Raw genomic sequence first — 22,905 nt, forward strand, 5'->3', positions numbered from 1 at the left:
GTTAAAACAAATTTAATTGCATGGACTTAGATAAAACTGATTCCTCTACAACACCAATTTCTGCTTCCACTAACTCCTTCTCAAACAATTCTCCACGAAAGGCTTTTTGTAATAATGTATTGAATAGATCTTCTGATTTCTTCAAGCTTTGCTCTGCTTTTGTTTTCTGGCTTTCTATATTCTTTAAGGTTTGGACAAAGTTTTTTTGTAATTCGATAGGTGGTAATGGTATTTCAATGTTTTTCATGATTCCAACATTGACAATATCCATAGTTCCACCTCTAGAAACATTTTCTATCTGATTTCGGACACCCTGAGATTGAAGTAGTTTTTTTAAAAATACAGGTAAAACCAAATTTGTATTTAGAGTAATTTTCATGAGACGAGGATTAATAATACCGGGTTCAAAATTTTCTGGAACTATACTAATTTTCCCATAAGTACCTACTAAACTTATTAAAATGTCTCCGGCTTGTATCCTACAACTTTCTAAACTTCTATATTTAGCCTCATCTATGTAATATTCTCCAAAACTTAAGTCATCTCTAATGACTTGTTCTTGTCCATAAATTTTGTACCCTTTAGCAACATAAAATTCTTTCTTCAAGGCAGAACCAAAAGGGCCAGCTTTGATACTGTATTTATCTTTAGAAGCAACTTCTTCAATTCGGTATATCGGCCAACACTTCTCATTCCTGGCAGGATCACCAAATATCTCCAAAAACACAGATTGGGTAAGTGCTTCGTACTTGGCAACCAGCTGGCGGTTTAGCTGACGGATACGGTCGGCTTTGTCCAGTACGGCTGCAATGCGCTTCTGCTCTTGGAGGGAAGGGAGGGGGATTTCAACCTTAGACAAAATTGCTTTTGAAATTTCTTTAAATGTTGATCCTGTTCCTAAAGAAACAAGATACCCTTTCATCCATTTAAGGCAAAAGAATAAATAAAGAGAATCAACAGAATCGTTGGGTATCAAAGATTTAAATCCTTGATTTGTACACATCTCTACTGTATTTATTGCTAAATGTCCAATAGGAGCCCTAGAACTTAGTAAGACAGAATTCTTTGGCAGTAGTACAGTAGAGCAACTATCATAGCCTGCCTTAGTGATTTTTTCAGGTGCATCATGGATATAAGGTGTATCCAAATCAGTTAAATCTTTAGGAGTTACCCAAGGAATAGTACCATTCCAGTATTCAGAGACAGGTCTACTAGGCGTTGATCCAGAAATGATTTCACAGCAATCAGATAACTTAACTAATTGATATTTCATCCTAAAAGCTCCTCCAAATCTATAAGTTCTCTTCTTCTTTTTTCATCCAAATTTTTAATGTCTGCTATGATTTGATGTGGCTTATCATAGCTTTGAACTGTATAAACTGTTTCTTTGTAGCGGTTAATAGACAAATCATAAGTATTGGCTTGAATATCTGCAACTGGTACAAAGAAAGATTTATCTGTCCGCAGCCTTTCCTTTTCAGCCTCCAGGTTTTGCCAGCGTTGCAGGATATCAGGTATATCATTTTGGGTTATCGGCTGGCGTTTATCATCCAGAGACAAACCATCGGCCTGCATATCATAGAACCAAACTTTGTTGGTACCACCGGAACTGGTTTTGGTAAAAATGAGGATAGCCGTACTTACCCCGGCATAGGGCTTAAACACACCAGAAGGCATAGAAATCACTGCTTCTAGCTTCTGCTTCTCAATAATTTCTTTGCGGATAGCCACATGAGCGGTAGAAGAGCCAAACAGCACGCCATCAGGCACAATCACGGCTGCCCTTCCACCAGTTTTCAGAAGCCGCAGCATCAGGGCTAAAAACAACAACTCAGTCTTTTTGGTCTTTACCACCCGCAGCAGTTTATCATCTACCGAGTCGTAATCCAGGGAACCCTTAAATGGAGGGTTGGCCAGAATCAGAGTGAACCTTTCTATTACATCTGCACTGACTTTGGAAAGGGCATCCTTGTCTACCAAGTTCGGGTTTTCAATGCCATGCAAGGTCATATTCATGGCCCCAATCCGGATCATGGTAGCATCAAACTCAAAACCATTGAACATACGGCTATTGAAGTGTACCTTCAGTTCTGCTTTGTGGAACATCTCCGGGTAATGCTCCCGCACATATTCCCCGGCTGCTACCAGGAAGCCTGCCGAGCCAAAGGAAGGATCGCAAATGGTATCTTCCGGCTTTGGCTGCATCATATCCACTATAAACTTAATAATTGGGGGTACGGAACTGCCCGTTTTGTCCCGCAGAGGCTATTTTAGAAAGCAAGTATTCATACAAATCACCTTTGGTATCTCGATCTTCCATAGGTATAGCTGAAATCATGCTCACCACCCGCTCCAGCAGGTTAGGCGTAGGAATCATAAAGGTAGCCCCTTTCATGTACCGGGCATATGTGCTATTTTCATGAGCTGCCAGCTCCTTCATAAAGTTAAACACCCCTTTGTCCTGTATCATCAGGCGGTACATTTCTTCGGCATCCAGGTTCTTGAACCGGCTCCAGCGTAAGGGGTATTGTTCGGGTGTGAATATAGGATCTTCAATGGGTTTGCCAGTAATATTGGCTTTGTTTTCCTTCAGCGTATGCAGTTCGTCCAGCCGCTTAATAAATAAAAGATAAGTAATTTGTTCAATTACCGTTAGTGGGTTGGCAACTCCTCCGGACCAGAAAGCTTCCCACAGCCGGTCTATTTTTGAGCGTAATTCTCCTGTAAGCATGAAAAATTATTTAATTTTTTGTTTTTGCATTAAATCTTTGAACCAAAGTAAGATTTCAAGTAAGGCATTAAACTGGCTTTTTAATGCGTAATGAGAAGCAGTTCCCATGTAATGATGCACTCCAGCTTTACTTGTAGTTTTTTGTAAACAGCGGGCAAGATAATAAATATGTACAGGCATATATGCAGTTTCAGGCGATTTAAACTCTTCGTATCCTAAAGTATGATTAAATGTAGGTTCTCCTGCTAACGACCTTATAAATTTTACCTACTTGTACTTCATCACCGGCGACCAAATAATCAGGTACTATTCTAGCGTGGACTTCATTTATCCGTCTAAAAATTGCTTCTAGAAATTGACGCATCAATCCAAGGGTTTTCTTTATTTCAGAATTTTCTATCTTACTCAAACATTTAATTATGTTAATTAAGTCTGCTTGCTGTTGATTAGGTAAATATGCCTTATCAAACAATTCAAAAATATCAGGATAATCATTTTTTATTTTACTTTCAGGAAGCTTTATGACCTCTAAATGAAGATAATCGAACATCTTATCTCTGTCTCGACCTTTTACAAATATCTCTACACCGTCTTCTACCCGATCGCTTCCTTTATCAATTTGCCCGGTATATATACAATAAGGGATATATCTATTATTTTACTAGATATTTCTTTAAGCTTTTTTTGTCCTTTTAGCAATGATTTAAAATTCTCAGTACCTTTAGTTTGGGAGTCATCAATAAAACCTTGAGCATCAAGAATTACAGCATCGAATTTATATAGCTTATCTTCTAAGGCTGCAAAACCTTCTTCAATATTACTGTAAGGTTCAATTATAACTCTGGCTTGATTTGCAGCGAGCATAAAATCTTGCATATCATCTTTTTCATCATCAATGAATAACACATTAATGGGGCGTCCATGTTTTGGCATACTATTCTATGATTAGTGGTAATAAAATTTCAAATTGAATATTGAATGGAGAAAATTGAGATTCATAATTCGGCTTAAACTCCCTAAAAATACCTCCATGTTTTTGAATGATAGTGTTTATAAAACTACCCCCAATTCCAGTATTTGAGTTTTCTCCTGCTCTTCTCCCTCTCTGTATCAAATCTTTAAAAGTAAATCCATAGGGGAATGGTGCCCCATCGTTTTTATAGATAATATTTACGTAATTCTGACCTGCTTCTTCCACTTTAGAAAATTCAAAAAGAATGTTATATGGCTCAACTCTTTGTTCTCTAAACCCGTACTTTTCAGCATTCACAATAAGATTTGAGATAGCATCTTTTATCAGCGCTTTATCAACATTAGATTTAAAATCAAAATTTTGGGATAAACTTTCGTCTTTAGTAAGATGAATTTTGTAATTTCCTTTTTGAATGTATAGAGGAATTATTTCATTTTTAAAAAATTGATATAAATTAATTACTTTTCTATTAAGCGGCCTATTTTCTTTTTCAAGCCATCTTATTTCGATTTCTAATGAATTTATTGCATCATTAATATTCAACTTTAATCTGTTAAATACTTGTTGTAGGGAATCTATTTTTAGATGATATGTCTCATTCAGAGGTTTTGTAACTGGCTCAAACCAATTGATTGAAGTTTTATCGTAAACTTTATCTTCTAAATAATTTTCAATAACTTTTATTCCACTTGATACTCTTTCCAGTTTTTGCATGAAATTATGTTTAAAATTAGAAAGGGAATTATATTCTAGTTTTTGAATATAATCCTCTACTTTTAATAATTCCTCCTCCTCTTTTTTTACTTCAAGATATAATTCTTTTTTATCTAATAGACGGCGATATTGTTCCTGTATATCAGGAACCCTAATATATAGCTCAAAAAAATCTGATCTGAATAAAGCAGGAATAATCCTACCTCCTCCTCTTATACTTTTTAACTGTTCAACTACTAGATCTGAGTAAAGCTCATATATTAAATGTTCCGGAATAATTATTTTGTCGTTAATTGAAAAAGCTATGATCCCACGTTCTACTATAATGGGTATACCTTTATAATGGAAATATGTAGGTTTTAATTTTGAACCTCTTGTACTAATAAGTATAGCGTCATTGTCTATTAGTATTCCCTTTTGCTTAGGATTAAATGTGAGTTTATTGATAGCTAACTGACAGTCAATGACAGATTCCGATAAATCATTGATCCGGACAAATGGAATAGAGGTACTTGCTTCTACTATTTTTCTATAGTTTTTTTTTACTGTTTCTTTTACTTGTTTTATGTTTTCCCCATGAATTTTTAGATTTCTAATAATTTTACCTGCTTTGCTTACATATTTCTGTACTGATAGATCGAAATCATTTGTGATAATTTCATCTTTTTCAACAACCCTAGAAATATTTTCCTCTTCTCTGAATTCAAAGTAGATTTTTTGAATTGTATCAAAATTGATGGTTTCTCTTCCAAACTCCTTTTTTGATAAACCTTGGTATTTATTTTCATTACTATCAGAATTGATAAATAAAACTTTTTCATGGTTCATATTTTTACCATTTCTAAATATAAGAAGAGACGTCTTTACCCCTGTGAAAGGAAGTTTTATTCCAGCAGGTAAGGAAATTACAGCCTCCAACATATCCTGCTTAACCAGTAGCTCTCTAACTCTTTTACTATTTGTATCTTTTGAAAACAGAATGCCATCAGGAATAACTATGATAGCTTTTCCTCGGTTAGCTAACCTTGATATAATCATTTCCAAGAAGATTACTTCTACTTTTTGAGAGCCATATAAACTTGAATTGCGGCCCTTTGATACTATCTGATTATCAAATATTCTATTACCAAATGGCAAGTCCGAAACAATCAGATCAGCAGCATTATATCCAATTGCTGGTTCATCAATTGAATTACCTCCAAAAATCTCTGCTTGAAAATATCCATGCATGTGTAAGTTCATAATTGCACAAGCGCGTACTGTTTCATCTATTTCCTGGCCAATTAACTCTAAATTATTAGCTGTGCCTAGTTGATTTTTATTTTGAAGTTCATTTAGAATAGCAGTAAAAAAACCACCTAATCCTAAAGCTGGATCATATACAACACCATCAAAGTTATCTATGAGTTTAGCTATTAATATTTTTAAAACTTTAGGACTGCTATATTGACTTTTAGCTAAATTTGGATTTTGAAAACTATATATAAAGTTTTCAAAGTAAGGTCCAAAATTATCTTGATTTACACTCTTTATACTTAAATCATAATTATTGATAATATCAATAATCTTTTGAGATGTATTTTCATCTAGATTTTTAATTTCGTTAATAATTGATGATAGAGAACCTTTAAAAACTTTACTAATATTTATATCATTTAATAGATGAGTTATTTCTATGTATGATAATTTACTATCAACGGAAATTGGTTGGTTGTTTAGATGACTTATCCTAGCAGCAAAAATGAATGCGGGTACAAGATTTCTAACAGAATATCCCAAATTTCTAGAGAAATCTGCAAGTTGCGTAAACATCTTCTCATAGTCCGTTGATTTTTTATTCACTGATTCTTTAACCAGACGAATCCTATTATTTTCAATCAAAAAAAGATTAGGGTAATTCCTAACACGAGCGGATATTTGTGAAGAAGGAACAGGTTCCCCATCTCCACGCTGATACAATCTTCTTCTATTAACTTCATCAGCAATATGTCTTGTTGACAAAGGATGGCCAAGATCTTCCAGGACTTCTACTATAGCTTCGTGTAATGTCATTTTTAAAATAATTTGTTATTTTCAAGTTATATATTCTCTGATCAAAGAATCTTGATTAAGCAAAATGCTATTTATAAATAATCTATCTTCTTTGAAATGAAATTTTATATTATGATAACCTCTAAATTTTGATAGTATTTCCTTTTAACTCTTCAGCATTTACAGAATGACAAGTAAAAATAATCACTTGCTGGCTTTGAGCATATTTATTCAGCGCAGAAGCTGCTGCCCCTTGCCTCTGGGCATCCATATCTACCAACGGATCATCCAGTATCAGAAAACCTTTCCGGCCAGCCAAGTGGTGTTCAGCCATGGCTAAGCGTAATGCTAGAGCCAGGCAATCGGTGGTTCCTTTGGAAAGCAGGTCTGTGGGGAGTGCGGAGCCATTACTTCCAATACTTACCGGTATGGTTTCCTCCATTGCAAGTTCGGTGTATTTCTCGCAGGTCAGTTCACTTAGATACACTTTGGTGCGGTCATACAGGGGATTGAAAGTCTGGGAATGGATAGAGTCTAGAATTGTTTTTAATTCTTGGCGGATTGTACAATAAGCTTTGTGTTCGTCTACCACTCGTGCATATTCCGCTTTGGCAAGTTCCAGATCTGCCACCAATTCTGCGCTGCTAAAAGCCGGTTCTTCCTTTTCCTGTTCCTTTCTAGCTATAAGCTGCCCATTGTAATGCATCCGGAGTTCCTTTTGCAGCTTTTCTATCCTTTCATATTCGGCAATTAACGCTTCCGGTCTGGAGTAGCCAGCCGGTAGGGGAGTAATCTGCTGTTGGGCTTTATGCAGTTCATCTAGTTTTTGCTTATTGGCTAAGCCTTTCTCCAATACCTCATTCTGGTTACCATGTTCTTTTTCGTACATCTTTAAATTGTCTTCTATCTCCATAACCGACTTTCTGGCAGATCCCAGTTCCCTGTTGCATCGGTCCAGTTGTTTTTGTATATCTTGTGAACTTCTAGTATGTGGCAGGGTATTTATTTGGGCAACTCTGGCGCTTATCTCCTCAAAGGTGCTGCCATTCAGAATAGCCTTTAACACGTGTTGAGTATTTGCAACTTTTTCCCTGGCTTGACTATATTCTTTGGCACAAACTAGTAAATCCGTAACGGATTTCACCTGGTAAGAAAAAAGTAACTGAGACAATGCTGAGTTTGCCTTATCCAGATCAGCCATTAACTGTTCTGTGCCAATAGCCGTGGATTTTACCCATAGTGACAAAGTGTCTGTATCTATTGAAAAAGCACCAACAGCCTCTTTTTGTATAATTTGTCCTAGCTGTAACTGAAAGGAATTTTCTGGTTCACCGCCAGATTTCCAGCTGCCTTCAACAGCAGCTTTTGCCTCTATCCCTATATGCAACTTCTGGGCTTCCAGTTCAATGCGTATGTGCTGTATATGAGATTCCAGCTCCCTTGCTTTCTGGCACACATCTTCAGTGATGGCAGGCAACTGTTTAAGTAGGGTAGTAGCTTGCTGTAGATCTTCCATTTTTGCTGCAGCCAACTGGTGCTTCTCAAGCAATGCAGCGGCTCCTTCTCTTTGACGGGCGTTTTTTTGCTCAGCGGTTAGTTGATCAATATCGGCTGTTAAGCGTTTAATGCTTTCCTTCTCAAAAGTTTGCTTCGCCAATAACTCAGGCCACTTTTTGAGCACTATTCGCAAAGTGTCTCTGGTAAATATGGCTTTTTCTATTTCATGGTTAAGCTTATCTATGACTTTGGCGTCTGCCAATGCTCCTGCATTCATTTTCAGAAACTCGTCTGTTCCTTTTAAATTACTAGCAATTCCCTCTGTAGCAGATATAAGAGCATCCATCTTTTTCTCATAAGCAATAGTTTTACTCAGTTGCAACTCAAGGCTCCGGTACTTATAGTATGATTGTAAAATTTTACCAACATCCCGCTTATAGGGATTATCTACGTCTTTTCCATTCATCGGCCTATTGAGCTTGAAATCCCAGTTAAGTTCATAGTCATATATAAGCTGATCAACCTCATTAGTCAGATGATCTATATTTACTCCTCCCTGTGCTATAATGGCATTCCGGAGTACATTGGATAAGTCGTGCTGCACTTCTGCAGATGCCTTCAATTCATCTACTGTCTGCCCCAGCTTAGATTGAAAGGTGAAAAATACGTTGCTGTAAGTGGCTTTATTCAATCCAGTCAATTGTGCCAATTTTGCAGATACTCCATCCTCATCTTTCAGTTTATTTCCATCAGGCATCTGCAGCAAGGATTCATGTGCAGCTCCCCAACGTTTTTTCAAAATATACTCCTGATTATTAACTTCAAAAACTACTTCAACTTCTGCATAGTCGCCACCTCGTGCAGGTATCATTTTAGACTTGATTTTCTGAAACTCTTTCGCTTTAAGATTAGTCGGTACAAACAGAGCAAACCAGAGGGCTTTCTGGAAAGTACTTTTACCAGCCTCATTGGGCCCTAAAACTACATTCAGAGAAGAGGTAAAGCTGAGGCTACAATTTACAATTCCAGCAAAAGGAGCAGTAGTAATTTTCTTGATGATCATAGTATGGAGTAGTAAGAGTTTGAAATAGATTAATTTATTTTTTCAGTTGCTCAATCAGTTGGTTAGCAAGTTGCAGAGCCAGACCATTCTGAGTATTTGCTGAAAGCTTGTGTAAAAGCTGGAAGGGGAGGGTACCTGAGCAATAATAGGTATTGATGTAAGCCTCATCAATGTTCAGGTCTACCCGGTTATCTATTTCCAGATAAAAAATCTCTTTTTCTAACTTATGAATTACCTCCCGCAAATAGACTATATCATCCTGGCTCATTCTTCCACTCAAGGAGAGTTTTACCAGAGAACCTTTCGGGTTCAGCTGCTCCATGGTATGAATGAAGCTGTCAATATCCGTATGATTGTTGAGAGTAAAAGATAAGGTATGGAAGCGTAGTTGACCGGTATTAACCTGCTCCATATAGATGGCTTTTTCCTTATTGATTTCTATATACCAGCTGCATCCACCATGGCGGCAATCAAATCCATCGGGAGTATGGGTAGCAGCATAGAAAAAACCTGGGTTGGCAGTTTGTGCTTTAAGCGGGTAAGGTACGTGAATATGCCCAAGCAGCCATAAATCCATATTAGCACTCGCAAGTTCTTCACAGGTCATATTAAAGTATTTGTCCCCCGGAAAACCTCTGCCTTCTACATTTCCATGTGCTATACCAATATTGATGGCATCAGTATCTTTTTCGGCTGCAATAATCCAGTCAATAGTGTGTGTAGAGCTATGTTTACTTCTGCAAGGAGCAGGATAAAAAACAACCTTATTTCCTTCTATTTCACACTCTAGTGGCTCATAATTTTTCAGTACAACAATTTTGTCGTCTGACAATTTACTTATAAACCTTCCCCAGAGGCCATCGGAACTGCTCTCATAGAAATCATGATTGCCAGGCAATACTAGTATGGCTTCTCCTTTGAATTTATTGAGAATAGCCACAGTGGCGTTGATATCCGAAACTTTTACATGCAAACTCTCAAACAAATCACCGGATACTACAAGAAAGTGGGCCTGCCTTTCATTTCCACTCTCCACTACTCGTTCCAAGGCTTCGAACCTTTCCTGAATTAATCTTTCCTGATGGGAAGGGGAGTAGTATCTTCCGGAAAACTTTTTACCGATGTGGTTATCAGCAGTGTGAATGATTCTAATAGAGGACTTTTCTTTTGAATTAAGCATAGGGGTAGAGTTTATTAAAACATAGTTGATTTCTCTTATGCCAAAAACAGGCCAATAAGAAAAAGGCTCTATATTTGAAAATTTGATAGTTTGATATAGTAAAATATTCTATGATATAGTGGTTTTTACTATATTGGCTGTAAATCTACAGACATGGCAAAGCTTCTTCTATCCTGGATGGGATATATAAATGATTTTGTTAAAGACGAAAAAGGCAATAGCTTAAAAGAGGTATCAGAATTAGGGCCTAACTATACATTTCATCAATATTTTTATTCTAATGAGAATTATGATGAGCATATAATTTTATATACTGCTCAGAAAGATGAAAACTGGGCGGTGTTGTTACTGAACAAGTTGCTCACAACTTTTCCTAATAGGAGTATTGAGAGTTGTTGCTTAAATATTAATGATCCCATAAATCTGCATGAGGTAAAAGGCAAGATAGAATCTTATCTGTTAAGCAAGAAAGATAGGGATATTGATATATTCTTCTCTCCCGGAGCTTCTATGATTCAGGTTAGCTGGTTTCTATGCCATCAGTCTCTGAATCTTAAAACCAGGCTTCTTCAGACCCGACCCGGCCGTTTCTCCAGTAAAAAAGATAATATGCCTGAATTGTTGGAAATTCAGGTGGATAGATCTGCTACACCTGTTAGTGCAGTGATAAAAGAAGATACGATACTGCAAAGAGAGAAAGGAAAGTCAGATTATGATGGAGACTATGTTTTAGCGCCCAGCATTAAGCCAGTCTATAGAAATGCCTTACTTATTTCTCAAACTGACCATGTAACTACCCTCATCAGAGGGGCTACTGGTACCGGCAAGGAGCATTTGGCTGAGTTTATACATAAGCATTCTCCACGGAAGAATAATATTTACTTGTCTGTTAACTGTGCGGCTTATTCTGATGAACTACTGGGTTCTGAATTGTTTGGCCATGAAAAAGGCAGCTTTACTGGGGCTGTTGCCAAGCATGCCGGCATTTTTGAGCAAGCTAGTGGTGGCACCGTATTCTTGGATGAAATAGGAGATATCTCTTCCTTCATGCAACAATCATTATTACGCGTACTGCAAAACAAAACCATTACACCTATTGGAGGTACACCAAAAAAGGTGAACGTGCGGGTGATAGCTGCCACCAACTGTAATCTCGAAAAAATGTGTACAGAAGGTGATTTCCGGTGGGACCTGTTCTACCGTTTGGCTGTAGCAGAACTGGAATTGCCCTCTTTGCAGGAAAGAGGCCCACAAGAAGTAGAGCAATTATTAGATCATTTTATCAGCGTAAAAAGAAGTCTGTATGGCCGGGCGCATACGCTTAAGCTAAGCAAAAAGGCTAAAGAGCATATACTGTCGTACCCATTTCCCGGTAATGTTCGTGAGCTGGAAAATTTAGTAGATACATTGTATGTATTCAATGAGCGCGAAGTGGAGTATGTAGATTTGCCCCACAGGATTCGTCAGCCTAAAAGTGAGTACTCATTAAAATTAGAAGATGTAGAAAAAGAGCATATTATAAAAGTGCTTCACCTGAAAAAAGGAAACAAGCGGCAGACAGCCTTTGCTCTAGATTGCACAGAAAAAACCTTAAGTAATCTATTGAAAAAATATAAATTATTGGAAAGCACTGTATTTGATAGCTGATTGTTATAATTTTTTAAAATTGAATAGTATAATTAAATTAGAATGAAATAAGATAGCTAATGATTTTATACTCAAGGGTGCTCCTGATACGTAAAAAAATTCTTTTTTACCTCAAATAACACATACTATCATATGATGAACGAAGCGAAAATATTTGAACTTATTGCTGAAATATCCAAAAAGCAGGATCATAACATCCAAATTATGAATGATATTATGCTACAAATCAGACAGGATACGGAGATAGTAAAAGAAAATAGCAAAATATTATTGAATGCAACTAGGAGCTTAGATGATCATGAGAGTTATAGCTAATATGAAAGGTATTTAAGCTGCACAAAGTGGTCTGAAGTTAGAAAATAATGCTACTTGAAAAGAACTTACCTGTTAAAAGTTGTTTGAGTGTGCTTAGATTTATTTATATAGAGTACTAATAACTTAACCAATATAGGTTAATTGTTAAATGCTGATATACTAATTATTAGGATAAATAATAATTGTGCTTTATCTGTAATATTTAGCAGCAAATAATTGGTTTAATTATTTGCTTATTCTATTTATAATTTTTTCACGCATAAAAATGTACACTCCTGCCGTGAATATTTTCACTCCTGTAGTGAGTCTAATAGACTGGTAGAGCTTTTAGTAAAAAGATTATCAATTACTTATAAGAAAAGTATTTGCTAATACTATCCCTATTGTGGCTCTTCCCTCTCCTTCGGTTTTTTCCTTCCTTACCGATACTGTTCGGGTAGAGTATAATGAGAATCATATATGTAAGGAATAAACCTCAGGATAGTGTAAGAGCTTTCTTAGTAGAAAAAAATTTTTATATCTCCCAAAAAATTTTTTATATGCTATAGAGAAAAGGGAATAGGAAGCTATACCCCCCTATGCTAAGTATAGGAAAACCGGTCATGTTTTCTGTCTGTCGTACGAGTCCAAAAAATAAAAAATCTGCTTCTTCTTTTATAAATCGATTCGAAATGTTGGACATTCTTTTACCAGGATCATAGTAAAAATTTTGTAACAGATTAAGAGAAAGAGAGAGGCTTAAAACGTTGTTTCTTACCTAAATCAGATAGGCTGAAACCTTAATTTTTTAAGTAATTATGATCAGTTGTATTTTGTGTATTAAATAACTTTGATCAGTAATTATGTATGTCAATTATCAGGAACTTATTTCCCAATCCGTAGAGGAACTCAGGCAACTGGAGCAAAAGCAGAAAGAGGTAGTGCTGCTTAAGCGTCTGCAAGTACTGCGACTGCTAAAAAGCGGACAGGCGAAAAACATGGAAGAAGCCGCCACCCTCGTTGGCATCAGTGCAGTCCAGGCTAGGCGCCTGTGGAGAGAGTATAAACGTTTTGGTCTGGATATAGCCCTTATTTGCCTCAAACCGGGGAAAAATAGCCGCCTGAAGTTGACAAGTGCTGCATTACATATTGAAGCAAGAGTAACAAGTGGCTATTTCCGTAGCCTCAAGCAGGTACAGGAGTTCTTGCTAAAAAAGTATCAGGTAGGATATACACAGGCAGGTGTATGGCACCTGCTTAAAACACTCAATCTTGAGCTGATGCCCAAAAAAGCCAGGCGAGGTTATAAGGCTAAAGGCAAACAGCTAAAGTAGTAACTCCTTCATTGGATCCTTTTCATCCGATCATTATCTCTTAATTTCATCTTTTTGGTCTTCCCTCCTTAAGCTGGGAAAGAGTGGCTTTTTAGGGCAAATTTGCACACTTCCTATTTGCACTATCAGGGTATTCTTTTGCACTTTAAGCAGTGAGATAGATTTGCTTGGTAAATCCCTCTAAATCGCTTGTCATTGCAGAGATGGTTCTTTTTGCCCCTCAACCACACGCATTTCTCTTTTGATAATACTGCCCTGTCTGAGCAGATTACTGATGCATTTCTGCTCTTTTGCAGGTATAAAATAGCTATACCTGCATCAACAGGCCCATATCGCCCATGTAAGCTACTATAGCTGCCATGTGTATAGTATAAATTTGCTACATCAATCGATAGATAGCATTACTAAAATATACCCACTAAAACAGAACAACTACCATACTGCCAATGTGCCTGAAAAGCTTTTTTAAAATCAGGCAGCAGGCTTTCTATGGCATATTTCATTTATCTCTTCATTAATTCTAAAGCTCTATCCTCTATTTACTACAATGACAGACAATCGTATTTCTCATCACAGGCAGGCTGTGATCACGACAGAGTTACTGGCCGAAAAGCTTGGCATTAACATCAATAACCTGATGCAGAATTTTAACAACAATGCAGAACGTTACCTGGAAGGGGTGCATTACTACAAGCTGACGGGTGATGCCCTGAAAGATTTCAGAAACCAGTACCCCGAATTGAAGATTTCCGGCAGAATCCGAAATTTGTTTCTTTGGACGGAAAAAGGCTGCTTCAACCATGTCAAGAGCCTGGGCACCGAAGAAGCATGGGATTCTTATCAACTCCTGGTAGAGACCTATTTCCGGCAGCGCACCCAGCTAGCAAAGAAATCAGCTTCCCTAAACCTGCCTTCTACACAGGAAGAACTCTTGCTGGAGGCCGTAAAACTGATGGTAGAGCAGAAAAAAGAGCTGACCAAACATTCACAGGAGATAGGTTCGCTGCAGAAAGATGTGCGGGAGATTATGGCTAAGGTAGACATCACAGAAAAAGAATACTACACGGTGAATGGCTACCATAAACTCCATAGCCGTTATATCCGCACAGATCAGGCACAGGCCTTGGGTAGAAAATGTGGTAAACTCAGCCGCAGCAAAAATATTCCTATTGTTAAAGTTTATGATGCTAGATATGGAACGGTTAATACCTACCATGTCCAAGTACTGAAAGAAGTACTTGGGTTTTAAATTAAACTTTATGTATAGGAGATAGTATATCTATAGAGTTAGCATCATTTAAACGCTTTGAATATGCTAATACCATCTTAAGATTTCTATATTAGCTTACCTTTATTTGATGCTAGTTTGATTCCACTTTACGGAACCTATAACGGAACCTAATAATAAAAAAGCCCTTAATTACTAAAATTAAGGGCTTTTAAGTGGACGCGTAGGGAGTCGAACCCCAAACCTTCTGATCCGTAGTCAGATGCTCTATCCAATTGAGCTACGTGTCCAATGCGGAAGCAAAAGTACAGGATTCTTTTTACTAACAAAAATATTTCCAATGAAATTGTGTTTAATTCTTATTACGGTCTACTATACGTGAAAAGCAGTAACCTACAGCTGCATTGCTTTTTTGCCACAAAGTTGCAATTGCAACTTATAGCAAACATCCCCGTTGAGAATTTCATTGTGCTTCTATAAGCATCGGAAGCCAAAGTTAATTCAATCACCTTTTAAACCAGAGGAGTCGTTCCACTCCTTAGTCAAACCATCTATGAAAGCACTTGTATTTCACAAACCCAAAGACGTCCGGGTAGAGACTGTAGAAGACCCACGGATCGAAGAGTCCAGGGATGCCATTATCCGGGTAACTTCTACAGCTATTTGCGGCTCAGATCTGCACATTTACAATGGTATGTTTCCACAACCCAGAAATATGATATTAGGTCATGAGTTTATGGGTATAGTGGAGGAAGTAGGTAAAGGCGTGGGAAATCTTAAAAAAGGAGACCGGGTAGTGGTGCCTTTTCCTATTGCCTGTGGCAAATGTAACTTTTGTGCCATGGAGTTGCCCACCCATTGCGAAAACTCAAATATTGAAAATTATGGTCCGGAGGGCGATTTAATGTCAGGCAAGGGAGCAGCCTTATTCGGCTATACCGATTTATATGGCGGATATTCCGGGGGACAGGCAGAATACGTCCGGGTTCCTTATGCCGATTATGGACCACGGAAAGTGCCGGATAACCTAACCGATGAACAAGTTTTATTTTTGACTGATATTTTTCCTACAGGCTGGGCTGCTATAGACTGGGCCGGTTTGAAGGGAGGGGAAACAGTAGCTGTGTTTGGCTGTGGCCCGGTAGGTATTATGGCCATGAAGTCTGCCTGGCTGCAAGGAGCAAAACGGGTCATTGGTATCGACATTCAGCCCTACAGATTAGAGATGGCCCGCAAATCTGCTAAGGTGGAAACCATTAATGCAAAGGAGGTAAATGCTGTAGAGGTAATCCGGGATATGACTGGGGGCTATGGCGCCGATGTATGTGTAGATGCGGTAGGCATGGAAGCAGACAGAAGTTTTGCCGAAAAAGCATTAAACGTTGTTCAGTTAGAAAAAGGAACTATGAAAATTCTGGAGCACTGCCTGGAAGCCGTTAGAAGGGGAGGGGCTGTAACAGTCGTGGGGGTGTATGGAACACCCTATGATAATTTTCCGCTGCACCGGTGGTTCGATAAAGGTATCCGGATGATGGGTGGCCAGGCTTGGGTACAACGCTACATCGACCACTTGATTGGCCTGGTACGAGATGGTAAGGTTGTATTAGATGACATTATTACCCATACCGTACCCCTGGCACAAGCATCAAAAATGTATGATATTTTTAACAAGAAGCAAGATAACTGTGTTAAGGTTGTATTGAAGCCTTAATAATTCAATAGCTTGAACAAAAAAAGGCAGGTATTTTCCTGCCTTTTTTAGTAATGTATGTAGGTTAAATTAGTTCAGACTTATATCATCTGGTGTTCCAACCTGGACAGGGTCACTTGAAAGCCAATTTTCAGCTTGTACTCTGTCTTTGAAATACCGGAGCCTTACCGAGTTTACTGATATAGAATCCTGACCATGTACCAGTGTATCGCAAGTGTAAGGAACCAGTTCGGCAACTTTTGCAAGACCTGCATTGAACAGCAGATTTTTGTTAGCAATCGCCGGAGACATAAGTGTCCCATCGGCATCTGGGGTAAGTGACGATAAGTCAATAAGCATTGTAAAACCTTCCGACATCAACGGAGCAATTCTGGAAATATGTTCTCCAAGTGTGCTGTTCCCGCGCAGGTTATACCATTCTTGTTTCACAACCAAGTCGACTCTGTTTAGTAGCCGATGCGCCTGCAATTGGTACAGCTCATTCTCTGCCACCAGGTAAGCTGAGGTAGAAGTAGTAAATTGATGTACAAAATCATCAGAATCTGTATGATAGACTTTCGTAGGTTGATCTGCATTTGCCTCCGTTACAGGGGATGTTGACTGCTCATCGGGCGTATCAATAATTACTGCTTGATGTGTGGGTGTATGGGTAGAGGGTTCTGTCATCCCCAGTAGCGTATCTTCTGCTACTTCCGGTTGATGTAACCTACTGGTACTTTCTATAGGTTCTGCCGGAAGAGTGGTCTCTGGACGTATAGATTCTACCGAGCCATGCCCAGAGGTATCAATCAGCCCATTGTCAACACTATAAATACCTGTTTTACCAATGTCGCCTATATTTCCTTTGAAGGAATTATCGTGTGTGTCTTGTTTTATGTCTGTATTGGCTATAGCCTGATCATACGTAGATGTTTGGTCGTGTGGCGGCTGGCCATCTACCGGTGAGATGTAGTCTGCATCTGCAGGCATTCTGTCTTGTTCCAGTATCTCGGTATGTACTGGTCCGCCACCTACTAGTTTGCCGTTCAGGCTGAGAATGCTGTTTAATGGGATTATCCGGTTTTCCAGACGTGCATATTCAACTCCGCTTTCTGTAAACAAATCCTTGATGGGACTGATTATCTTTTGTTCACTGCCGTCCTGGTCGCGGAAGGTTATCTCACAATTCTGACCGAGCGTAGCTGCAGCCTCAAGTTCATCATAAAAATCGCCGCTGATGGATTTATATTGCCTATTAGGGTTTTGTTGATTTGACATAATTTTACAGGTTTTTAGGGTGTTATTCTATTGTACGGGTTTCTCAAATATACAGTTGTATTGCTTACCTACCCGAAAAGGTATATAATACAAATGGCTGCTCTTTATGAGCAGCCATTGAAAAAGTTTTATGCAGAAAATAGGGGATATAGCCTATTGTTGTTAGCTCGCTATTTCCATTCCATCCAGAATCATCAGGTAACGTCCATCGGTGATATTATCGGAGGCTACTACCCCTGCTGACGCTTTCACCTGCAAATGCTCTCCTTTTCTGTTTTTAACAGTTATTACATCAGACCAGAGATTATTTAAGTTCAGCTTGGTCTTTATTTGATCCATCTTGTTATGCAGCTTGAATACATTTTCTATGGAGTTGCCTATCACTTCTTTTGTATCAAATTGAAGATAGGACTGCACCATATGATTTGCATAGGTAATTTTATACCGGTTATCAAATTCAATGATAAATTGTGTGCGGTCAAAAATGTTTTCCCTGGCTTTTGCATCTTTTTGTGCCCGTTGCATCTCCTCTTGTGTGGCCTGCAGTTCCTCCATATTCTGACGCATTTCTTCCTCCTGAGCCCGCATTTGCTCGGTAAGTATTGTAGAATCTTCTAACAACCTCTGGGTACGTTCATTGATCTTCACTGAGGAAACGGTGGAGGCAATGCTTTCGGCAATTTTTTCGATAAATTCTATTTCATACGTAGCAAACTCATTGAAAGAAGCCATTTCAATAACCCCGTATATTTCATCATTCACTTTTAAAGGTACAATCAGAATGCTCTTTGGATTGGCTTCTCCTAGTCCGGATGTAATAGTAATATAGTTCTGGGGTACTTCTGTGAGGTAAATGGTTTCTTTTTCCTGCCATACCTGGCCAGTGAGCCCTTCGCCTTCATAAATATGCTGCTCTATGTATTTCTTTTTGTCCCAGGCATAACATGAGGTTAACTCCAGGTAGGGCTCACTTTCCGTATCATTCACAATAAAGAAGCCTCCCTGATTGGCCTTCATGTATTTTACCAGATTGGAAATAAGCTCGTCGCCTAGTTTATTAATGTTATCATTGTTCCGTCTGAGGATTTCGCTGAATTTAGCTACTCCTTCAGTAGCCCAGTTTCTGCGTTTATCGTCTTCAGCTACTTTCTCCAGGTTATTCCGCATATTGATCAGTGCATTTCCTAACACATCATGTTCACTTAAGGGAGTAAAGGATGCCTGGTAATTCCCGTTTCCGATATTTTCGGCAAATAATGAAGTAGAACGCAAACCTACCACTAACTTGTCCACGGCTTGTGCCATATCGCCAATTTCATCGGTAGCAAAACTTTTATTCGTGCTTTCCGGAAGTTCTCCGTTACTAAGCTTCTGAATGATGTTGCGGATATAATTGATCGGCGACACAATCGTTTTTGTCAGGACAAAGGCGGCAATTAAGCCAATGACCACAGATAAAATACCGGCAGTTAAGCTTACCATACGCAAGTTTGAGAATGAGCTTAATAAAGCTATTTTTGTCTGGCTTTTTTCTTCATTCTTACTTACAATAATTTTGTTCAGCATAGATGATATTTGCCTGGTTCTGGGTAAAATATCATCGTCGATCATCATTTGGTTGCTGAATTTTTTTGCTTCATCTTCGTAATCGTCGAAAGAATTCAGATCAGCCATAATGCCACTTTCTATGTTAAGTAGCAGATCAAAGTTTGCGAATACAGAATCTATCTGTCTTTGTTGTTCGGCGGTCCAGTGGGGTTTTAACTCCTGAATCTTTTCTTTCAATTCCGGATAGTCCGTTTTGTGTAGTTTCGTTAAGGCTTCTTTGTCTTCAGTGTTGGCACGCAGATATACCCAGTTAGTTATATACATTCTGGACTTGGAAACCAACAGGTTAAACTCATTCAACGCGTCTTTGGATGGGTCTACAATATCGGAGGTTTCGCGGATGATATTTGCACTTTTATTTAACGTGAGTAAACCTAGAGTGGCATTTATCATAAAAATAAAGATAAGAGCCAGAAAACCTCCCATTATTTTTTGACTGATACGGAATTGATAATTCGTAATACGCATATTTTTTCTGTAAAATGTAAAGTTGACAGGGTATAAAATCAGGTAAAAAAACTCCTTTACAGGAAATACGCTTCAATATACTAGTTCTTCCTAGAACACCATCCGCCACCTGAGTCAGTGGGTTCAAAGCCTGTTTTAATCTTTTAGTATTTCAACCGTAAACACATAAATCGGATTGAAAACTGACATTGTACCACCTAAAAACTTTCCTTAGCCATATCCGCTTGCTCTATAAATCAAGTAAACTTAACTGGTTAGAATACGGCCTACTTACCAGAATTGATGGTTTTTGAGGTAGTAAACGTCAACCAGACAGGGCAGAAGCAATCAGTGCCGGAAACAGGAAGCGGGTAAGGAAACATACCTTTAATATTTCTTACACTTGTATCAAAACAGCGTCTATCTGTTCTCCTGACCAGGAAACTGCGTTAGCCTGGATTCCAGATTCCGGATGAGTTCATCTTTATCCTGAAGTTTATTTTCGTAGGCGGATACTTTACGTTCCAGTTCTTCTTGCGTGGATTGCAGTTCTTCCATATTCTGACGCATCTCCTCTTCCTGGGATCTCATTTGCTCATTAATTAACTGAACTTCTACCAGCAATGAAGCTGTTTGCTGATTGTTCCTGGCAGTAGATAAGGCAGCTGCTATGGTTTCCCCAATCTTTTCCATAAAGTTTCTTTTATAAGCAGGTATGTCTTCAAACGAGGCCAGTTCTATGGCTCCAATCAACTGTTCATTATTCTTTAAAGCAACAATCAGCAGACAGGTAGGATTTGCTTTACCCAGGCCGGAGGTAATCTGAATATAGTTCTGTGGTAAATCGGTAAGGTATAAACTATCTTTCTCCAGCAATACTTGCCCAAGGAGTCCTTCCCCTATTTTGAATGATTTTTGCTGATGCTTAATCCGGTCGAAGGCATAGCAGCCTTTTAGTACCAATTGAGGATCTTCATCCCCTTCTACTACAAACAACCCACCTTGGTTTACCTGCAAGTATTTTACAATATTCTTGATCAGTTGTATGGAAAGTTCTTCCAGCGGTTGGTTAGCTATCCGGAGCAGCTGGCCGATTTCAGCCATTCCTATATTAATAAATTTGTCTTCTTCCTCTTTTACCCGGGCAGCCAGTAAACTGTTTCTCATTTTCTGCAAAGAAGTGCCCAGTTCATCGGATGTGGAAAAATGATACTCTGTATCCAGATTGCCTAAGCTTATGGTTTCGGCAAAAGCAATGCTTCGATGCGTATTTTCCACCTGTTCCTGAAGCAATAACATATTCTTTGCATTGTTTACCGTTTGTATGCGTAACTGGTAAGCCCAAAGTCCGCATACAAAGACAATGGCCGAAGCTAACAGAGCATGAAAAATAAAAGCTTGCATACTCATATAATCCATTTGTGTAAAATAGATCTCTTTGTATCCCAGGTATTGCAAGTAGGCAAAACTACTATGATGCAGTATTACTAATAGAATGAGCGGGAGTTGTAGCTTCCAGTTCTGATACACGACCAACAGAATGGCACCCAGAAAAGCAAAAAAGTGCATTTCAAACAGGCCATGCATCTGGTATATGAATTGTGCCATAAATACGGCCAGCACGGCACTGGCAACATATCTATGTAAATAGGAGTCTGGTAAGAGTGTTTTTGTTGCCAGATAGATGAATAGGCAGATGCTGCCGGAAGCCGCAGCTATGAGCCAGGTATCGTAAAAGAAAGCAAGGATAAAACCAAAAACATAATAACCTGCCATAAAGTACTGGATGGTCCGGTCTGCGTTAATGTCAATTTCCTGAATAAACGAGTTGATAGAAGTTGTTTTATTTGTACGAGTGTTGTTCATGAGATTTGTATGAGTCTATAAAGTAGATTTTTCTCAAAAATTATTTCTGTAAAACAAGTTTAGCCGGCAACTCACAGCCATAAGATCTGGTAGCTAGTTCCATAAACACCGGAGAGGGTTTTCGGGCTAGTAAGGAGTCGATAGCCATTTGGGCAAAGTTGGAATTGGCAGCTGTGCAATACCGCGATCTATTATAGTTTCCACGGTAGTATAGCTTTCCTTTTGTATCAATCAGGGCTGCCTGAGGCGTAGAATAAACTCCGCAGGCATTAGCCAGGGTATGATCTCTGTCTACAATTACAGGTACTGGCAAGTCATAGTGATCCTGAAAAGAACTAGCAGCAGTGGTGATATCCTCATCCTCGGTATGAATAACCGCATAAACTTGAAGCTGATCTTGGTACTGGCTAATTAACCTCCGGACATGTTCCATGTTGAATCTGGAGCATGGACAGTCAGGATTGAAGAAATGCAGAAGAATGGGTTTCCCTGGTATCATACCTGGCAATGAAATTAACTCCACTGCTTGTCCTGTATTTACTGCATGGTAATCGTTTGGAACGGGTGTAGGAAGCAAGTACTGGCTTTCCTGATACCAGAAGATTGCCAGCAGACCACCGAAGGACAAAACAAGAAGGAAACTCACAAGGAAAATTTTGCCTTTCATGAAAATAGATTAGAATAGTGGAAATAGGCTTCAGGAAAGGCTGGTTAGCCTCCATTTTTTCATGGCTGAATAGTCGTAGTCTTGTTTGAATCAATCAGAGTTTATGAGTAGTGGTCTAACTATCAATTGTGTATAAACTCCTGTAAGCTGGCTTTAAGGTAATGCAATCTATAGCTAGCTATCTAAATCCTACTTCTAAAGAATTTATCAAGCTATTTTGTGATGCTTCCTTATTATGCAAAATATTAGCTATTTGTAGATATAGTTTAACAAAAGATGGCTGAATATTACAAATTACCGGATTTTGTAAAACATGCAGAAAGTAATGCCTGTCTAAGTACATAGCAGGAAGGTGTATTAAACAAAAGAGCTGCAAAGTTTGCAGCCCATTTAGTGATATAAGGATTCTACTAAGTCTTGTATTTACCTATATGAATGATTGCTCCAGACGAGCATAAAAGCACAGTAACCACATATTTGCTTTAAATATATAAAAATTAAGCAATTTTATTTTTATAAAATACAATTTTGCCAAATTTTTTTCAGCAAGGGTGGAGAAATTTTGAAGTCAGATAAATTCTCTAAGGTAAGCATATTCTGGTGCGGGGTATTTTTCTTTCATAGCCATGAAACAAAGATCAGACAATTTCATAGATT

17 protein-coding genes and 1 tRNA gene are annotated in these 22,905 nt (G+C 38.4%); 4 read left to right on the forward strand and 14 right to left on the reverse strand.

The annotated features are described in order from the left end of the window. Window position 1: 1 nt before the first annotated feature. From Q0590_RS29005 to Q0590_RS29045, 9 genes are all read right to left on the reverse strand, one after another. Window positions 2-1,273 (reverse strand): restriction endonuclease subunit S, encoded by a 1,272-nt coding sequence (locus Q0590_RS29005; protein ID WP_302041151.1) that lies wholly within the window; start codon window positions 1,271-1,273, stop codon window positions 2-4. Beyond that, the gene (locus tag Q0590_RS29010; protein ID WP_302041152.1) at window positions 1,270-2,208 is read right to left on the reverse strand and encodes an HsdM family class I SAM-dependent methyltransferase; all 939 of its coding nucleotides are present in this window, start codon (window positions 2,206-2,208) and stop codon (window positions 1,270-1,272) included. Before Q0590_RS29010 ends, Q0590_RS29005 begins: the two co-directional genes overlap by 4 nt. Before the next feature lie 13 nt (window positions 2,209-2,221). Then, entirely contained in the window at window positions 2,222-2,731 is a 510-nt protein-coding gene (locus tag Q0590_RS29015) for a type I restriction-modification system subunit M N-terminal domain-containing protein (protein WP_302041153.1), read from the reverse strand. Between the two features lie 6 nt (window positions 2,732-2,737). Further along, window positions 2,738-2,911: a hypothetical protein gene (locus Q0590_RS29020; RefSeq protein WP_302041154.1), complete on the reverse strand. Its 174-nt coding sequence runs from the start codon at window positions 2,909-2,911 to the stop codon at window positions 2,738-2,740. 46 nt (window positions 2,912-2,957) lie between these two features. Continuing rightward, the gene (locus tag Q0590_RS29025) at window positions 2,958-3,281 is read right to left on the reverse strand and encodes a hypothetical protein (protein ID WP_302041155.1); all 324 of its coding nucleotides are present in this window, start codon (window positions 3,279-3,281) and stop codon (window positions 2,958-2,960) included. A gap of 44 nt (window positions 3,282-3,325) precedes the next feature. Beyond that, complete coding sequence (locus Q0590_RS29030; RefSeq protein ID WP_302041156.1) at window positions 3,326-3,664, reverse strand: hypothetical protein; 339 nt, start codon at window positions 3,662-3,664, stop codon at window positions 3,326-3,328. A 1-nt stretch (window position 3,665) separates the two neighbouring features. After that, the gene (locus Q0590_RS29035; protein WP_302041157.1) at window positions 3,666-6,470 is read right to left on the reverse strand and encodes an N-6 DNA methylase; all 2,805 of its coding nucleotides are present in this window, start codon (window positions 6,468-6,470) and stop codon (window positions 3,666-3,668) included. Window positions 6,471-6,591: 121 nt separating this feature from the next. Further along, on the reverse strand, window positions 6,592-9,009 hold the full coding sequence (locus tag Q0590_RS29040) for an AAA family ATPase (RefSeq protein WP_302041158.1): 2,418 nt from the start codon (window positions 9,007-9,009) through the stop codon (window positions 6,592-6,594). 34 nt (window positions 9,010-9,043) lie between these two features. Further along, window positions 9,044-10,189 (reverse strand): metallophosphoesterase family protein, encoded by a 1,146-nt coding sequence (locus tag Q0590_RS29045; protein ID WP_302041159.1) that lies wholly within the window; start codon window positions 10,187-10,189, stop codon window positions 9,044-9,046. A gap of 153 nt (window positions 10,190-10,342) precedes the next feature. Between Q0590_RS29045 and Q0590_RS29050 the strand changes: the two genes are divergently transcribed. The 3 genes from Q0590_RS29050 to Q0590_RS29060 all read left to right on the forward strand — a co-directional run bounded on the left by Q0590_RS29050 (window position 10,343) and on the right by Q0590_RS29060 (window position 14,713). Beyond that, a complete protein-coding gene (locus Q0590_RS29050; RefSeq protein ID WP_302041160.1) occupies window positions 10,343-11,836 on the forward strand; it encodes an RNA repair transcriptional activator RtcR family protein in 1,494 nt (497 codons plus the stop codon). A 1,157-nt stretch (window positions 11,837-12,993) separates the two neighbouring features. Next, window positions 12,994-13,464 (forward strand): helix-turn-helix domain-containing protein, encoded by a 471-nt coding sequence (locus Q0590_RS29055; protein ID WP_302041161.1) that lies wholly within the window; start codon window positions 12,994-12,996, stop codon window positions 13,462-13,464. 547 nt (window positions 13,465-14,011) lie between these two features. After that, the gene (locus tag Q0590_RS29060; RefSeq protein WP_302041162.1) at window positions 14,012-14,713 is read left to right on the forward strand and encodes an ORF6N domain-containing protein; all 702 of its coding nucleotides are present in this window, start codon (window positions 14,012-14,014) and stop codon (window positions 14,711-14,713) included. Window positions 14,714-14,908: 195 nt separating this feature from the next. On the opposite strand, the gene Q0590_RS29065 is transcribed toward Q0590_RS29060, so the two are convergent. Further along, window positions 14,909-14,982 (reverse strand) — tRNA-Arg (locus Q0590_RS29065). A 263-nt stretch (window positions 14,983-15,245) separates the two neighbouring features. Here Q0590_RS29065 and Q0590_RS29070 point away from each other — a divergent pair. Beyond that, window positions 15,246-16,403: a zinc-dependent alcohol dehydrogenase gene (locus Q0590_RS29070; protein ID WP_302041163.1), complete on the forward strand. Its 1,158-nt coding sequence runs from the start codon at window positions 15,246-15,248 to the stop codon at window positions 16,401-16,403. Window positions 16,404-16,472: 69 nt separating this feature from the next. Here Q0590_RS29070 and Q0590_RS29075 read toward each other — a convergent pair whose 3' ends face one another. The 4 genes from Q0590_RS29075 to Q0590_RS29090 all read right to left on the reverse strand — a co-directional run bounded on the left by Q0590_RS29075 (window position 16,473) and on the right by Q0590_RS29090 (window position 22,248). Next, complete coding sequence (locus Q0590_RS29075; protein ID WP_302041164.1) at window positions 16,473-17,660, reverse strand: hypothetical protein; 1,188 nt, start codon at window positions 17,658-17,660, stop codon at window positions 16,473-16,475. Window positions 17,661-17,822: 162 nt separating this feature from the next. After that, window positions 17,823-19,736, reverse strand: a complete 1,914-nt coding sequence (locus Q0590_RS29080; RefSeq protein WP_302041165.1) for a GAF domain-containing protein — start codon at window positions 19,734-19,736, stop codon at window positions 17,823-17,825. 399 nt (window positions 19,737-20,135) lie between these two features. Continuing rightward, complete coding sequence (locus tag Q0590_RS29085) at window positions 20,136-21,581, reverse strand: GAF domain-containing protein (protein ID WP_302041166.1); 1,446 nt, start codon at window positions 21,579-21,581, stop codon at window positions 20,136-20,138. 40 nt (window positions 21,582-21,621) lie between these two features. After that, window positions 21,622-22,248, reverse strand: coding sequence for a DUF6436 domain-containing protein (locus Q0590_RS29090; RefSeq protein ID WP_302041167.1), 627 nt, complete (start codon window positions 22,246-22,248; stop codon window positions 21,622-21,624). Window positions 22,249-22,905: the final 657 nt, after the last annotated feature.

The sequence above is a fragment of the Rhodocytophaga aerolata genome, assembly GCF_030503435.1.
Lineage (GTDB): Bacteria > Bacteroidota > Bacteroidia > Cytophagales > 172606-1 > Rhodocytophaga > Rhodocytophaga aerolata.